Source organism: Mesorhizobium sp. M0217 (genome assembly GCF_040321955.1).
Classification (GTDB): domain Bacteria; phylum Pseudomonadota; class Alphaproteobacteria; order Rhizobiales; family Rhizobiaceae; genus Mesorhizobium.
Window position 1 is genome coordinate 169,984 of the sequence record NZ_JAMYSN010000005.1, and the last position, 14,208, is coordinate 184,191.

The 14,208-nt window shown below is 63.3% G+C and carries 12 protein-coding genes; 4 read left to right on the plus strand and 8 right to left on the minus strand.

The window, feature by feature from the left end; translation table 11 throughout:
* Window positions 1-60 precede the first annotated feature (60 nt).
* Window positions 61-1,308, minus strand: coding sequence for a kynureninase (kynU, locus tag NKJ18_RS11750; RefSeq protein ID WP_023696564.1), 1,248 nt, complete (start codon window positions 1,306-1,308; stop codon window positions 61-63).
* A gap of 167 nt (window positions 1,309-1,475) precedes the next feature.
* Between kynU and NKJ18_RS11755 the strand changes: the two genes are divergently transcribed.
* Complete coding sequence (locus NKJ18_RS11755; RefSeq protein WP_352758270.1) at window positions 1,476-2,240, plus strand: GntR family transcriptional regulator; 765 nt, start codon at window positions 1,476-1,478, stop codon at window positions 2,238-2,240.
* Between the two features lie 205 nt (window positions 2,241-2,445).
* Window positions 2,446-3,228, plus strand: a complete 783-nt coding sequence (gene lexA, locus NKJ18_RS11760) for a transcriptional repressor LexA (RefSeq protein WP_023671041.1) — start codon at window positions 2,446-2,448, stop codon at window positions 3,226-3,228.
* Here the strand turns inward: lexA and NKJ18_RS11765 are convergent.
* Window positions 3,222-5,678, minus strand: a complete 2,457-nt coding sequence (locus NKJ18_RS11765; protein ID WP_352758271.1) for a ComEC/Rec2 family competence protein — start codon at window positions 5,676-5,678, stop codon at window positions 3,222-3,224. The two genes, lexA and NKJ18_RS11765, sit on opposite strands and share 7 nt — an antisense overlap.
* Window positions 5,679-5,784: 106 nt before the next feature.
* Window positions 5,785-6,201: an NAD(+)--rifampin ADP-ribosyltransferase gene (arr, locus tag NKJ18_RS11770; RefSeq protein WP_023754865.1), complete on the minus strand. Its 417-nt coding sequence runs from the start codon at window positions 6,199-6,201 to the stop codon at window positions 5,785-5,787.
* A gap of 462 nt (window positions 6,202-6,663) precedes the next feature.
* Between arr and gltX the strand changes: the two genes are divergently transcribed.
* On the plus strand, window positions 6,664-8,088 hold the full coding sequence (gene gltX / locus NKJ18_RS11775) for a glutamate--tRNA ligase (RefSeq protein ID WP_352758272.1): 1,425 nt from the start codon (window positions 6,664-6,666) through the stop codon (window positions 8,086-8,088).
* A 180-nt stretch (window positions 8,089-8,268) separates the two neighbouring features.
* Window positions 8,269-9,600, plus strand: a complete 1,332-nt coding sequence (gene gltA, locus NKJ18_RS11780; protein ID WP_023671037.1) for a citrate synthase — start codon at window positions 8,269-8,271, stop codon at window positions 9,598-9,600.
* A 143-nt stretch (window positions 9,601-9,743) separates the two neighbouring features.
* Here the strand turns inward: gltA and lpxB are convergent, their stop codons facing one another.
* From lpxB to lpxD, 5 genes are read right to left on the minus strand one after another with little or no spacing between them, the layout of a single operon-like run.
* Entirely contained in the window at window positions 9,744-10,922 is a 1,179-nt protein-coding gene (gene lpxB / locus NKJ18_RS11785; protein WP_352758273.1) for a lipid-A-disaccharide synthase, read from the minus strand.
* Window positions 10,912-11,814: an LpxI family protein gene (locus NKJ18_RS11790; RefSeq protein ID WP_352758274.1), complete on the minus strand. Its 903-nt coding sequence runs from the start codon at window positions 11,812-11,814 to the stop codon at window positions 10,912-10,914. Before NKJ18_RS11790 ends, lpxB begins: the two co-directional genes overlap by 11 nt.
* Entirely contained in the window at window positions 11,801-12,634 is an 834-nt protein-coding gene (gene lpxA / locus NKJ18_RS11795) for an acyl-ACP--UDP-N-acetylglucosamine O-acyltransferase (protein ID WP_023706235.1), read from the minus strand. The genes NKJ18_RS11790 and lpxA overlap by 14 nt, the downstream gene beginning before the upstream one ends.
* A gap of 15 nt (window positions 12,635-12,649) precedes the next feature.
* Window positions 12,650-13,102: a 3-hydroxyacyl-ACP dehydratase FabZ gene (fabZ, locus tag NKJ18_RS11800; protein WP_023671033.1), complete on the minus strand. Its 453-nt coding sequence runs from the start codon at window positions 13,100-13,102 to the stop codon at window positions 12,650-12,652.
* Between the two features lies 1 nt (window position 13,103).
* A complete protein-coding gene (gene lpxD, locus NKJ18_RS11805) occupies window positions 13,104-14,162 on the minus strand; it encodes a UDP-3-O-(3-hydroxymyristoyl)glucosamine N-acyltransferase (protein WP_352758275.1) in 1,059 nt (352 codons plus the stop codon).
* Window positions 14,163-14,208: the final 46 nt, after the last annotated feature.

A 14,208-nucleotide genomic window follows, 5' to 3' on the forward strand; every position in this document is an offset into this window, starting at 1 on the left:
GATTGACGCAATTTCGGACGGAAAACCGCTTCACACTTTTCCTGAAATTGCTCTAGTTCCTCAGGTGACCGCGGTCTTCACCGCGAAGCGGGCGTCCTGCCAGGCGCCGGTGCGCAGAATATCCTCCAGGACTTCGACCGCCTGCCAGACATCGCCATATCCGACATACAGCGGCGTGAAGCCGAAACGGATGGTCGACGGCGCCCGGAAATCGCCGATCACGCCGCGCTCGATCAGCGCGCGCATCACCTGATAGCCATGCGGATGGAGGAACGACACCTGGCTGCCGCGCTGGCTGCCGTCGCGAGGACTTTCCAGTTCAAGCCCGTAGGCGCCGCATCTGGCTTCGACGAGCTGGATAAACAGGTCGGTTAGCGCGATGCTTTTTCTGCGCACCGCCGCCATATCGACGTCGTTCCAGATATCGAGCGCGCCCTTGAGCGCCCGCATCGACAGCACCGGCTGCGTTCCGCACAGGAAGCGGCGAATGCCGCTGCCGACGGCAAAGCCCTGCTCGAAGGCAAAGGGCCGCGCATGGCCCCACCAGCCGCTGAGCGGCTGGTGGGCATCGTCATGGTGGCGCTCGGCCGCGTAGATGAAGGCTGGCGAGCCCGGGCCGCCATTGAGGTATTTGTAGGTGCAGCCGACGGCGAAATCGGCATTGGCACGGTCAAGTTCGACCGGCAAGGCGCCGGCCGTGTGGCAGAGATCCCAGATGATCAGCGCGCCGGCGTCATGTGCCTTGCGCGTCAGCGCCGCCATGTCGCGCAACTGGCCGGATTTGTAGTTGACGTGGTTGACCAGGATGACGGCAACGCTGTCGTCGATCAGCTCCTCGATTGCGGCCGCGTCGACTCCCTCCAGCCGCAGCCGCGTTCCCGGCCGGGTCGAGGCGACGCCTTCGGCCATGTAGAGGTCGGTCGGGAAACTGTCGCCCTCGGCAACGATGACCGACCGATCCGGCCGCATGCCGAGCGCTGCGTGCAGCAGCTTGTAGATGTTGATCGAGGTTGTGTCGCAGACCACCGTCTGCCCATCAGCCGCGCCGATCAGTCGCCCGAGCTGATCTCCGAGTTCCACCGGCATGTTGAACCAGCCGGCGGTGTTCCAGGCGCGAATGAGGTCGTGCGCCCATTCCTGCGTGGCGGCCTGCTGCAGTTCGCTGAAGACGACCGCTGACGCGGCGCCCAGGGAATTGCCGTCGAGATAAATCACGCCTTGCGGCAAGACAAAGCGTTCGCGCATGGAGCGCAGCGGATCGGCGGCATCCATTGCTTCTATTGTAGCGAGATCGGGTGTCGTGCTCATGATCCGGCGCCCCTCCATGGACAAACGCGCGCGGCGGAGCCTGCCGCCCAAACATGCCGGCGATCTTGAGTGGTCGCCCTTGAACTGTCAAACATTATATATAATTCACCCATTGAAAGGCTTTGATATATAATGATCCGCCGAGCGTTTATGTCTGATGGATCACGATGCTGGATGACGAGCAGACCTCGAAGACGGAAGCGGCCTATCGCCTGCTCAGGCGCGATATTCTTGCGACCCGGCTGGCGCCTGCCGCGCCGTTGAAGCTGAGCACGCTGCGCAACACCTACGGCATCGGCTGGACGCCGTTGCGCGAGGCGCTGTCGCGGCTGGAGGCGGAACGGCTTGTGACCGCCATCAGCAACCGCGGGTTTGCGGTCGCTCCCGTCTCTCGGGCGGAGCTCGAGGATTTGGCGCGTGCGCGGCTGGTGGTCGAACTGCCCCTGCTGGTGGAATCGATCGAGAAGGGCGACCGTGAGTGGGAAGACGCGGTCGTTGCCGCCCACTATCGTCTCTCACGGTGCGGGTCTGTTCTCGACGATCCATCGGATGATGCGGTCGACGCGTGGTACGAAAAACACGATGCCTTCCATGCGGCGCTGCTCAGTGCCGCGACATCCAGCTGGCTGCTGCGCTTCAATGCAACGATTTCCGACCAATTGCATCGCCATCACCGCTTTCTGGGTCTGGCCCCGACGCTGCGCGCCGCCGCCGGCCGCACGGACGGACACCGGAAGGCCGTGGCGGCCCTGCGCGACGCCGTGGCGATCGAACACCATACCGCCCTGATGGAAGCGGCCCTCGATCGCGACGTCGAACGTGCGAAAACTCTGATGACCGCTCACATCGGCTACACGCTGCGGGTCTATGCCCAGAGAGAACCCCGCGCGGATGCTGCGCAGCCCCGTCCGAAAAGGAAGCGGCGATCGTAGCCGACGACGCAGGGCACTTTGTCTTCGTTTCACCCCGTTGCTGGCAACTGGGCGCAGGCGGCGCTCGCAGCGCCGAACGTTACGCTGAACAAAACGTCAACACATTCATTAAACTTTAAAAGGTTGCGGAACACAACTGGAACAGATAGTGTTTGTTCTGGGTTTGTTTTTTCTGATTCTGGTTTCAGAACCCTTGGGGGCCGCGATGCTGACGCGCAAACAACATGAGCTTCTGATGTTCATCCATGAACGCCTGAAGGAGAGCGGAATCCCGCCGTCCTTCGACGAGATGAAGGAAGCGCTCGACCTCGCCTCCAAGTCCGGCATCCACCGCCTGATCACGGCGCTTGAGGAGCGCGGTTTCATTCGCCGGCTGCCGAACCGGGCGCGCGCGCTGGAAGTGCTGCGGCTGCCCGACTCGATCGCACCAGGCCTCAATGCGGCGAGGAAGTTTTCGCCGAGCATCATTCAGGGCAGTCTTGGTCAAACCGGCCAAGGGCAAGGCGGCCAAGGACAAGGCGCGTTGGGCCAAGGCGGTCTCGGCCGCCAGATCAAGCCGGGCTCGCCGTCGCGTTCGATGTCGGCCGGCAATGACGATGCCGTTTCCGCGATTTCAATCCCGGTTATGGGACGCATCGCCGCCGGCGTGCCGATCGACGCCATCCAGCATCAGACCCATTCGATCTCGGTGCCGCCCGATATGATCATGGGCGGCGAACACTACGCGCTCGAGGTCAAGGGCGATTCGATGATCGAGGCCGGCATTTTCGATGGCGACACGGTCATCATCCGCAATGCCGACACAGCCAGCCCCGGCGAGATCGTGGTGGCGTTGGTCGACGATGAGGAAGCGACCCTGAAACGCTTCCGCCGCAAGGGCGCCTCGATCGCCCTGGAAGCCGCCAACCCGGCCTACGAGACCCGCATTTTTGGACCGGACAGGGTGAAGGTGCAGGGCAAGCTTGTCGGATTGATCCGGCGCTACTGAGCCGGCTTGGGTTTGTACTTTTCACGCTGGTTGTAAGGCGGCAGGCCGCGCGCTTCGCGGGAGAAGCGGCGTTGCTCGTGCCAGGGGCGATACGGCTTGTCGACGGCGAAGCGGATGGTTGGCGCTGCAGCTGCCGATTGCGGATCGAAGAAGACGGCGGCGCTGCCGTCGCGGGCCAGCTGTTTCTTCGTCACGACCAGCACCAGCGGGTCGCGGCACGGATTGTAGGCGGTGGCGTCATCGATGACGATCAGGCTCGCGAAGGCACAGGCCGGCCGCGCCGTCTTGCGGTCTTTCGCAAGCGCTACAATGGCTCCGGAAGGGTGCCGGGCGATACAGAGATCGCCGGTGCAATAGAAGGGCGAGCCGGGCGGCAGATCGAGCGGATCGAGATCGAACCGCGTATCTGTTGCCTCGAAAATCTCAGGTGGGATAATGGTTTCGGCCCACAGCGCCCGTTTCCAATTGTCCGTGGTGAATTCGTTGGAGCGTTCGCGGTTGAGGGCGAGTTCGCCGCCACCGATCGGCATGGCCACCAGATGCGCATCCTCGGATATGAGCACGTCTGGCGTAAGCACCTGCGGCACCGTCAACAGGCCGGCCAGCGCGAAAGGCACGGCCGCCAACCTGAGCCAGGTGGTGGCCATGGTGGCGATGACGAGGGCGACCGCCACCAACAGCACCGAGCGGATGGAGATCAGCCCGACGGCGTCGACCGGCGAGCGCTCGGAAATCCAGGCCGATATAGCGATCATCGCCATCAGACCTTTGCCCATCACATAGAGGAACGGCCCGTCGGCGCCGAACGGCATCGCCAGTGCGCTGAGCACGGCAAAGGGCATGACGATCAACGAAACAATCGGCATCACGGCCAGATTGGCGATCAGGCTGAGCGGCGACACACGCTGAAAATGCCAGATGGCGAACAGCAAGGTTGCACTGCCGGCGATGATCGAGGTCATTGCGAGGCCGCCCATGGCCAGCGCGAATTTTCGCGACAGGAAGCCGACGAAGGAGCGCTTTGCCGGCGGCGTTCTCACCTTGTCGGCGCGGTAATCGGCCCAGCCGGCATAGGCGCCGACAAGGGCGGCGGTGGCGGCAAACGACATCTGGAAGCTGGGACCGACCACCTCGTGCGGCGACACCAGGATGACGGCAATGGCGGAGATCGCCAGATTGCGCATGGTGAGTGCGGCGCGATCAAACAGCACGGCGACAAGCATGACCGCCAGCATGATGAAGCTGCGCTCGGCGGCAACCACGACGCCTGAAATAACGAGATAGGCGGCGATCGAGACAAGCGCTGCCGCGGCCGCATATTTCTTCACCGGCCGGCGCGAAGAGAAAACGGGAAACAGCGCAAAGGCGCCACGCAGCAACGCCATGATGGTGCCGGCAACCAGCGCCATGTGCAGGCCGGAGATGGAGATGATGTGGTAGATGCCGGTGCGCCGCATCGCTTCGTTGACCTCGTCCGGGATGCCGGCGCGCACGCCGACAATCAGCGCCGCGGCAATCTCGCCTTCGGCGCCGCCGATCTTGCCCCTGATATGGTCGGCAATGTTTTCGCGCGCGTTCTCGATTGCCGAGGAGAGCCGTGCGGTCAGCGGCGGCGGTCCCTGCGTAGCAATGGTTTTCGGATTGCCGAGAAAGAAGCCGCTGCCGCCGATACCGGTGAAATAGCTGTCGAAGGAGAAATCGTAGCTCTCCGGCCGCACCGGACCGGTCGGCGGCAACAGCCTGGCATAGCCGGTGATCAGGGAGCCGGCGGTCATATCGGCGGGAACGGTCCGCGCCGAGAGCCTGACCCGCTCCGGGGCGTAGCGCAGCTCGGGGTAAGCGGTCGAAACCACGTCGAGCGTCAGCCTGATGCGGCCGCTTTCCATCTGTTCGAGACTGACGACGCGGCCGGTCAGCCGTGTCTGAATCTCGGAGCCGAGCATCTGCGTTCCGGCGCGCCAGGTCTCGACCTTGGCGGCGACGACGCCGAGCGCGCACAGCATCGCGGCCATGCAGAACAGATGCGTCCTCGGCCGCGATCGCGTGGCGACAGCGCAACATGTCGCCAGCACCACAATGGCGATTGGCTGCGCAAAGCCCGGCTCGCCGGCCAGCGAGAAGTAGACGATGACGCCGGCTGCCAGGAAAACCGGGACCAGCAGGAAGGCGACGCCCCGGTCGAGCTCCGTGTTGGCGGCCACGGCAAGGCTGCGGCGGAGCGCGGGCCATGACGGGCGGCGAAGCCGTCTGCGCAGTCGGGCGATAGATCCGGGCGCTGTGACTTGCGCCGGCAACGCGTCACCGGGCAGCGCGGGCGCTATGCCGGGATGCGGCTCAGGCAGCGCGAGGGGCAGCGGCTCGGCATAGGGACTATCGGCAAACAGCGAGCGTTCGCTGACGCCTGCCTCGGCGCCTTCGCCTTCCTTCGTGCCCCGGCCACGTCCAGCCATCAGGTCTGCCCCTTGCGCCCCAGACCTCCTATGCTACATGAACGCGCAAAGCGCGAAAGTCCGTGCGGTCGCGTCCACCGCGCCGGAATTGACCCGCCAAGGACGCTCAATCCTCAATCATATCCCGGCCCTCCGCCCTCAGGCGAGCAAGCCCATCGTGCATTGCCTTCAATTGTTCCGGTGTATGACCCTGCCATTCACCGAGTTCACCCAGGATGAGCAACGGATCACGGGAGCGGTAGGATTTCGTCGGATTACCGGGAAATTTTTTGTCGGTCAGGTTAGGGTCATCCATAAAAAACCCCGTCGGCTTTACGATGTAAATCCTTTGACGACCGTCACCCGTTGCAAGCTCTGCTCCCCAGATGGCGGCTTCCAGTGTCTGGGTGAAATAGATCCATGACAGTGGTTTACCTCTGAAATTGGAAGGGTGGCCGACGCTCAGCAGATCCCCGGGTTTCAAATCCGCCCGGGTACCATGGTAGAACGGATCACCCTCCGTATGGTCGGCGTTTTCGGTCATCGGTAGTCCTTCTTTCAATCATGCCTCCTTCGTGGCGAGACCGGCCTGCACACAGTTGCGGTGTTCACGATAATGATTGCAGAAAGGTCAATATGCGTGACCAAGCCAACGCTGTCACGGCGGCGTTGTAGTCGGGCAGTGCCGCATCCGTGAAGAAATGTCCGCTCGTCAGAGGGGGCTACCACCGTCGCAGCGATGTTCCAGGCACTGTGACGGACGCTGCAGCCGAATGAAACCCAGACATTGACGCTGCTGCCAAACGAGGTTGCGCGGAGGGTGCGAACAGATTTTGTGCTACAAGGCTCCAGCGCCAGTTGACGCAACCGATAATTGCCGACGTGCCCCGGCCACGTTCAGCCATCGGGTCTGCCCCTTGCGCCCCAGACCCCCTATGCTACATGAACGCGCAAAGCGCGAAAGTCCGCGAGATCACGCTCCGCTTTCCAAGGTTCCAAGAGTTCCATGTCCGACACGGTCGTCACCCGTTTTGCCCCCTCGCCCACCGGCTATCTGCATATCGGCGGCGCGCGCACGGCGCTGTTCAACTGGCTGTACGCCAAGCACACCGGCGGCACGATGGTGCTGCGCATCGAGGACACCGACCGCGAACGCTTCAACGAGGCGGCGACACAGGCCATTCTGGATGGGCTGACCTGGCTCGGCCTTTCCTGGGACGGTGAGGCCATATCGCAGTTCGAGCGCGCGCCGCGCCACCGTGAGGTGGCCGAGGAGCTGGTGCGCCTGGGCAAGGCCTATTACAGCTACGAGACGCCTGCCGAGCTCGAGGCGATGCGCGAGGCCGCACGCGCCAAGGGTCTGCCGCCGCGCTACAACGGCCAGTGGCGCGATCGTGCCCCCTCGGAGGCGCCTCCCGGCGTCAAGGGCGCCATCCGCATCAAGGCGCCGACCGAGGGCGAAACCGTGGTGCACGACCGTGTGCAGGGCGAGGTGCGCTTCCCCAACAAGGACCTCGACGATTTCATCATTCTGCGCTCGGACGGCAATCCGACCTACATGCATGCCGTCGTCGTCGACGACCATGACATGGGCGTCACCCACATCATCCGTGGCGACGACCATCTGACCAACGCCGCGCGCCAGACGGTGATCTACAACGCCATGGGCTGGGACGTCCCGTCGATGTCGCATATCCCGCTGATCCACGGCGCCGACGGCGCCAAGCTGTCGAAGCGGCACGGCGCACTCGGTGTCGAGGCTTATCGCGCCATGGGCTATCTGCCCGAGGCACTGCTCAACTATCTGGCAAGGCTCGGCTGGAGCCATGGCGACGACGAGATCATGTCGATCAAGGACATGATTTCGTGGTTCGACATCGGCGATGTCAACAAGGGTGCGGCGCGCTTCGACTTCGCCAAGCTCGAGTCGATCAACGGCGCGCATATGCGCAAGATGGCCGATGCCGAGCTGTTCGACATTTTCGTCGCCACTCTGCCATACCTGGAAAGCGGACCGGCTATCGCCGCCCGTCTCGACGACGCCAGGAAGGCGCAGCTGCTGGCTGCCTTGCCGGGTCTGAAAGAGCGCTCCAAGACGCTGGTGGAACTGGCCGATGGCGCGGCCTTCCTGTTCGTCGAGCGGCCGCTGCCGATCGACGAGAAGGCGGCAGCACTGCTCAGTGCCGACGCGCGCGCGATCCTGCGCGGCGCACATGCCGCTTTGCAGACTGTTCCGGGCGATTGGTCGGCTGCCGCGGCTGAAGCCGCGGTGCGCGAGTTCGCAGCGGCCGGCGGCCACAAGCTCGGCGCCGTGGCCCAACCGCTCCGGGCGGCCCTTACCGGCCGTAGCACCTCGCCCGGCGTGTTCGACGTTCTTGCCGTGCTTGGCCGCGAGGAAAGCCTGGCGCGGATTGCGGATCAAATCGATTAGGAGCGAGCTGGCCCAAAAAGATTGGCATTGAAAGGCGGGTTTCGCAGTGCAACATTAGGCCTTGGCCCAATCTGGCACGCACTTCCTAAATGCGGTGGCGAGTTCGCGCATTCCGGTGATTTCGACGTGTCGTTTGCAGGAATTGCCTTGCCGGCATGAGGAAGATGAAGGAGTTTGAGAATGAGCGAAGCTGCGACGAGACTGGAAACCGGCAGCAAGACGACGCACCCGTCGACTGCCACGCTCGAACTGGCCGGCAAGACGCATGAATTCAAGGTGCGGAGCGGCTCGGTCGGGCCCGACGTCATCGACATCGGTGCGCTCTACAACACCACCGGCGCCTTCACCTACGATCCCGGCTTCACCTCGACGGCGAGCTGCGAGTCGGCGATAACCTTCATCGACGGCGATGCCGGCATCCTGCTTCACCGCGGCTACCCCATCGACCAGCTGGCCGAGCATGGCGACTTCCTCGAAGTCTGCTACCTCCTGCTCTACGGCGAACTGCCGACCAAGGCGCAGAAGGACGATTTCGACTACCGGGTGACGCGCCACACCATGGTGCACGAGCAGATGTCGCGCTTCTTCACCGGCTTCCGCCGCGACGCGCATCCGATGGCTGTGATGTGCGGCGTGGTCGGCGCGCTGTCGGCCTTCTATCACGACTCCACCGATATTTCGGATCCGTATCAGCGCATGGTCGCCTCGATGCGGCTGATTGCCAAGATGCCGACGATTGCGGCCATGGCCTACAAATACCATATCGGCCAGCCCTTCATTTACCCGAAGAACGAGCTGAACTTCGCCGCCAACTTCCTGCATATGTGCTTTGCGGTGCCGTGCGAGGAATACAAGATCAATCCGGTGCTGGCGCGCGCCATGGAGCGCATCTTCATCCTGCATGCCGACCACGAACAAAACGCCTCGACCTCGACGGTGCGCCTTGCCGGCTCGTCGGGCGCCAATCCGTTCGCCTGCATTGCCGCCGGCATCGCCTGCCTGTGGGGCCCGGCGCATGGCGGCGCCAACGAAGCGGCGCTCAACATGCTGGGCGAGATCGGCCATGTCGACCACATCCCGGAATTCATCGCCCGCGCCAAGGACAAGAACGATCCGTTCCGGCTGATGGGCTTCGGCCATCGCGTCTACAAGAACTACGATCCTCGCGCGAAAATCATGCAGAAGACGGCGCATGAGGTGCTGGGCGAACTCGGCATCAAGGACGATCCGCTGCTCGATATCGCCATGGAGCTGGAAAAGATCGCGCTGACCGATTCCTACTTCATCGAGAAGAAGCTCTATCCGAACGTCGATTTCTATTCCGGCATCACGCTGAAGGCGCTGGGCTTCCCCACCACCATGTTCACCGTGCTGTTCGCGGTCGCGCGCACCGTCGGCTGGATCGCGCAGTGGAAGGAAATGATCGAGGATCCCCACCAGAAGATCGGCCGTCCGCGCCAGCTCTATACCGGTGCCCCGGAACGCGACTACGTGCCGATTGCGAAAAGGTGAAAGAGAGTGAATGGTGAATGGTAAGTAGTGAATAGCAGGTAGTAAGTAGCAGGTAGTAAGTAGCAGCTTGATTATAGCGAGAGCGCGTTAATCACTATTCACTATTCACTATTCGCTATTCACTATTCATCGTTCACTCCTTACTAAGCCTTATTCGCTCTCCCGATGTGGCGAAGAACGACATCCGCGGCGATATCGCCGGACGGCTTGTCGGTTGCCATACGCCTGGCAACTTCGGCAAAGCCGTCCTTTTGCCAGGCGCGGTAGGCGGTGTCTGAAAACAGTGCCTCGAGCTGCCGCGCCAGATAGTGCGGCCGCACATACTGGTTGTAGCTTTCCGGCACGAGCGGCCGGTCGGCGATAAGGTTGGGCAAAGCGGCGCTCCACACCGTGATCAGGCTCTGCGCCATCAGCATGATCGGATCGAACTTGTAGCAAGAGATCATCGGTACACCCGACAACGCCAGTTCCAGCGAAACCGTTCCTGACGCGATCAGCGCCGCATCGGCCTTGCCGAAGGCCTGCCACTTGCGCTCGGGGTCAAGGATGACTTCCGGCTCCTGATCCCAGCGCGCCACCGACGTTTTGACCAGTTCGGCGACATGCGGCACCGTCGGCAGCAACAGCCGCAGCCGGTGGCCACGCGCGCGCAGCGCCGACACCGTCTCGCCGAACGGACCGATAAGCCGGCTGACCTCGCCGCGCCGCGACCCTGGCAGAACGAGCAGCGTCTTGACGCGATCGGCCGAGAGATCGCGTGGCTGGGCTTGCGCCCTGGCCGCGCCCAGCACGCCTGGATCATGCGTGAGGCGATGTCCGACGTAAGTGCCGGGCGGGCCGCCGAGACGGCTGAGCTCCTTTACCTCGAAAGGCAGGATGCACAGTATGTGGTCGACATAGGGCTTCATCGCGGCCGCCCTACCCGGCCGCCACGCCCAGACGCTCGGGCAGACATAATGGACGATCGGGATCGACGGATCGGCGGCGCGGATCTTTTTGGCGACGCGCAGCGAGAAATCGGGGCTGTCGATGGTGATCAGACAGTCGGGTTTTTCGGCGGCGACAGCACTTGCCGTCTGGCTGATCCGCCGCATCAGGCGCGGCAAGTCACGCAGGATGGCGCTGAGCCCCATCAGCGCGATCTCGGCGCCGTCGAACAGCGGCGCCAGTCCGAGCGCCTGCAGGTGCCGCCCGCCAGTGCCGACGAGTTGCACCTCGCGCCCGGTCATGCGCTTCAGCGCCTGCACGATGTCGGCGCCCAGCAGGTCGCCGGATTCTTCGCCGGCGACGATGGCAATCTTCAGCGGCTTCTCAGCTGCCATGGACAGACTCCGCAGCCGGCAGGCCGAACACGAACAGGCCGAGCGCATTGGCGCGCGCGACAACGGCGGGGCCTTCGAGGATGAGCGAACGGCCGGCTTCGACGGCAATGCCGGCGAGCCCCGCGGCATGCGCCGCCTCGACGGTCCGGGGGCCGATAGATGGCAGATCGGCACGCAATTCCTGGCCAGGCTTGGCGCATTTGACCAGGACACCGCGCGTCTTGCCGGCCAGCCTGCCATGGCCGCGCAACTGCTGCGTCCGCTCGAGCAGTCCGTGGGTGCCCTCGACGCCTTCCAGGGCAACAGTGCGGCCACCGATGGCAATTGCCGCCTGACCAATGTCGAGCGCGCCGATGGCCTTTGCCGCCGCGTGTGCCGCCTCGATATCGCGCCAGTCGGACTTTCGCGGCACTGCTTTGGTCAGCGGCCCTTCGGCCGCGACGAGCCGGGGCACGACTTCATGCGCACCGACAACCTTGACGCCCCGTGCCTCCAGGCCGCGGGTCAATATCTTCAACAGCCCGTCATCGCCGCGGGCAAGCGCCATGGCGAGCGAGGGTATAAGTGCCAGTAGCCCAAGGTTCGGACGCATGTCGACCAACCGCGGCCTGCGCCTGATCTCGCCGGCAAGCACAAGATGGGTGATCCGCCGGCGCCTCAGCAACGCAACCAGCGAGCCGATGTCTTCCAACGCAAGGCTTTCATGCTCATAGATTGTGAGGTTGGACTGACGGTCGGCCTGACCTTCGACCAGGATGATGACGGGCGGATGTCCGGCCTCCGCCAGGCCGGCGGCAACTTCGACCGGCAAGCTACCGCCGCCGGCAATGATGCCGACCCTGGCGTCCGGCGCAAGATCGAGGCCCGTTGAAGTGGCCTCAGCCTTCGTCATCGGCATCGTCGCCGTCGCCACCCTTAAGCGACGGGACGGCAAAATGCCGCTTGCCGCGACTGGTGATGAAATCGATGATTTTCATGGCCGTCGGCGACGACGCAAACTCGGCCTTGGCGAATTCGATGTTCTCGCCGACAGTGCGGGAGCGGTCGAAGATGGTCTTGTAAGCCTTGCGCAGCAGGTAGATTTCGGCGCGCGGCAACCCGGCGCGCTTCAGGCCGATGATGTTGAGTCCACGCAGGCTGGCGCGATTGCCCACCGCAATGGCGTAGGGAATGACATCGCCGACAAAAGCCGAGCAGCCGCCGAGAAAGGCGTTGTCACCAACACGCACGAACTGATGAACGGCGCTGAGGCCGCCAATATAGACGCTGTCACCGACCTCGCAATGGCCGCCCAGGGTCGCGCCATTGGCGAAGGTGGCGTTTTTACCGACGACGCAATCATGGGCAATGTGGGCATAGGCAAGGAAATTGCCGTTGTCGCCGACGGTCGTCTCGCCGCGGCTGGAATCGGTGCCGAGATGCATGGTCACGCCTTCGCGGATCGTGCAGTTCTGGCCGATGACCAAAGTGGTGCGGCCGCCCTTGTGCTTGGTGTTCTGCGGCGGTCCGCCCAGTGTCGCCATTGGATAGACCTTGGTCGCGGCGCCAATGGTTGTCGCGCCCAGCACCGAGACATGGCTGACCAGTTCGACGCGGTCACCGATCACGGCGTCAGCGCCGACATAGCAGAAAGGTCCTATTGCGGCGCCTTCGCCGATCTGCGCGCCGGCCTCGATGACGGCCGAGGGGTGGATTGAAGTCTGTATTTTCATGAGCATTTCGAACCGTCAGCCGGTAACCATCATTGCCGAGATCTCGGCTTCGGCGGCCTTTGTGCCCTCCACCATGGCCTCGCAGGCGAATTTGAGCAGGTTGCCGCGCATCTTGATTTTCTTGACGTGGATTTTCAACTGGTCGCCCGGGACGACCGGTTTGCGGAATTTCGCATTATCGATGGTCAGGAAATAGACCAGCGACGGCTTTTCCGTGTTGAGGTTACGGATGCAGATCGCCCCGGCGGTCTGCGCCATGGCCTCGACGATGAGCACGCCCGGCATCACCGGCTGATCCGGGAAATGGCCCTGGAAATGCGGCTCATTGATGGTCACGTTCTTGATGCCGATGGCAGAATCATTGCCGTCGATATCGATGATGCGGTCGATCATCAGGAAGGGATAGCGATGCGGCAAAAGCTTCATCAACCCCAGTATATCGACAGCTTCGAGCGTCGCCGGCACCATCTCAGCTACTTCCCCCTTCGCCCTGCTTGCGCGTCCTGGCAAGCTTCCTCAGCATGGCGATCTCGCGCATGGCTTCCGCCATCGGCTGCGCCGGATAGCCTCCCCAGATCTCGCCCGCCGGCACGTTGCTCATGAACCCGCTTCTTGCAGCAAGCTTGGCCCCTGATCCGATGGTCAAATGATCGGCAAGGCCAACGCCGCCCCCCATGGTGACACCGTCGCCGACGGTGACGGAGCCGGAAATACCAGAGAGCCCGGCAATAATGCAATTGCGGCCGATGCGAACGTTATGGGCGATCTGCACCAGATTGTCGATCTTGGTCCCCTGACCGATGACGGTATCCGACATGGCGCCGCGATCGACGGTCGTGTTCGAGCCGATTTCGACATCGTCCTGAATGATGACGCGGCCGACCTGCGGCACACGCTCGGGCCCTTTGGCGCCGCCGACAAAGCCGAAACCGTCCTGGCCGATCCTGGCGCCGCCATGAATGATGACGCGGTTGCCGATCAGCGCATATTGAACACTGACACCCGGCCCGATGTAGCCGTCACGGCCGATCTGGCAGGAGGGGCCGATAACGGCGTGGGGGGCAATGACCGTTCCGCTGCCGATGGAAGCACGCGGGCCGACGACGGCTCCGGCTTCGATGATTGCGCCTGCCTCGATATGCGCCGAGGCATCGACATGAGCTTGCGGCGAGACCCCGGTTTCGCTGGTCATCGGTCCCGGCGTAGCCGCCGTCGGGAACAGCAGCCGGCCGATCATGGCGAAGGCCTGCTGCGGGCGCGGATGCACCAGAACCGCAATGCCGGCCGGCGCCTTGCCGGCGAACTCGGCGGGACAAAACACGGCCGCCGCCTTGAGCGACTGCATCAGCGCGAAATTGCGCTTGCCGTCGACGAAGACGAGCGCACCCTCGCCGCCTTCGTTCGCTGGCGCCAACGCATCGATCGATATGTGGGCAAGATCGGAATCGACAAGCGATGCGCCGGTCAGATTCGCGACTTCGCCGGCCGTATACCGGCGTGATGGCGCGAAGAACACCGGATCGGTCATTCCAGAAGCAATATCCAGCTAGGTCGGATCAATTCTCTTCCGGACC

What these genes read in the sequence shown, in the direction of transcription:
- NKJ18_RS11765 (WP_352758271.1), bottom strand. Translation starts at nt 5,678, where the DNA reads ATGGCTGGACGTGGCCGGGGCACGAAGGAAGGCGAAGGCGCCGAGGCA.
- NKJ18_RS11755 (WP_352758270.1), top strand. Translation starts at nt 1,476, where the DNA reads ATGCTGGATGACGAGCAGACCTCGAAGACGGAAGCGGCCTATCGCCTG.
- fabZ (WP_023671033.1), bottom strand. Translation starts at nt 13,102, where the DNA reads ATGGTGCCGGCGACGCTCGAAGCTGTCGATATACTGGGGTTGATGAAG.
- NKJ18_RS11790 (WP_352758274.1), bottom strand. Translation starts at nt 11,814, where the DNA reads ATGACGAAGGCTGAGGCCACTTCAACGGGCCTCGATCTTGCGCCGGAC.
- kynU (WP_023696564.1), bottom strand. Translation starts at nt 1,308, where the DNA reads ATGAGCACGACACCCGATCTCGCTACAATAGAAGCAATGGATGCCGCC.
- lpxD (WP_352758275.1), bottom strand. Translation starts at nt 14,162, where the DNA reads ATGACCGATCCGGTGTTCTTCGCGCCATCACGCCGGTATACGGCCGGC.
- arr (WP_023754865.1), bottom strand. Translation starts at nt 6,201, where the DNA reads ATGACCGAAAACGCCGACCATACGGAGGGTGATCCGTTCTACCATGGT.
- lpxA (WP_023706235.1), bottom strand. Translation starts at nt 12,634, where the DNA reads ATGAAAATACAGACTTCAATCCACCCCTCGGCCGTCATCGAGGCCGGC.
- gltA (WP_023671037.1), top strand. Translation starts at nt 8,269, where the DNA reads ATGAGCGAAGCTGCGACGAGACTGGAAACCGGCAGCAAGACGACGCAC.
- lpxB (WP_352758273.1), bottom strand. Translation starts at nt 10,922, where the DNA reads ATGGCAGCTGAGAAGCCGCTGAAGATTGCCATCGTCGCCGGCGAAGAA.
- lexA (WP_023671041.1), top strand. Translation starts at nt 2,446, where the DNA reads ATGCTGACGCGCAAACAACATGAGCTTCTGATGTTCATCCATGAACGC.
- gltX (WP_352758272.1), top strand. Translation starts at nt 6,664, where the DNA reads ATGTCCGACACGGTCGTCACCCGTTTTGCCCCCTCGCCCACCGGCTAT.